Raw genomic sequence first — 685 nt, forward strand, 5'->3', positions numbered from 1 at the left:
GATCTCGGTGTTGAGCCGCGTCACGATCTCCTTCGGCATGCCGGCAGGGCCGAAATAGCCCTGCCAGGACGAGATGTCGAAATCCGGCACGCCAGCTTCCTGCATCGAGGGCAGGTGCGGCGCCAGCGGCGAGCGGTCCTTGGTGGTGACGGCAAGCGCGCGCAAGGCGTTGCCGTTGACGTGCGGCAGACCGGTCAGGATGTCCACGAACATCATCGAGACGCGGCCGCCCCACGTCGGCCGGGTCCAGTCGAATTGTTCGAGTTCATACCGAATGTCGACGTCTACAGAACGTCCACCCAAATTTAATATCGGCAATTCGAGACACTTCCTTTCGAGACTTGTAAATTATATTACGACATTGTTACGAAAATTACAGTCGCAATTTGTCGAAACTATTCAAAAATTTAGATGTAATTGTTGACAATATCATCCGGTAAATTCCAAACGATCTAAAACTCGAACACGTCCGCAGCCCCGGCGCCCATTTCCGGCTGTTTTACTACGCCGATTTGCGGCAAATAGATGATCTCTGCGACTTCCCCTTCGCCGCCGTCGCGCCCTTTGTTCAATCCGATCAAGCCGCGGCCTTCTTTCGCGTTCGTATCAACTGCGATCAATAACGCAGCACAAGGCCAATGTTGGGCCGAAATATTATGCCGTCGGCCTGACGCTGGGCTATTGA

General features: G+C 54.0%; 2 protein-coding genes. Both read right to left on the reverse strand.

Features of this window, described 5'->3' with window-relative positions; all coding sequences use genetic code 11:
* Positions 1–303, reverse strand: a 303-nt coding sequence (locus tag ACFC3J_RS22815; protein WP_375198188.1) for a tripartite tricarboxylate transporter substrate-binding protein, incomplete at its 3' end; no start/stop codon positions are given.
* Positions 304–452: 149 nt separating this feature from the next.
* Positions 453–685 (reverse strand): hypothetical protein (locus ACFC3J_RS22820; protein ID WP_375198189.1); only part of this gene is annotated, 233 nt, incomplete at its 5' end.

This window comes from Sphingobium sp., from assembly GCF_041987595.1.
Classification (GTDB): domain Bacteria; phylum Pseudomonadota; class Alphaproteobacteria; order Sphingomonadales; family Sphingomonadaceae; genus Sphingobium.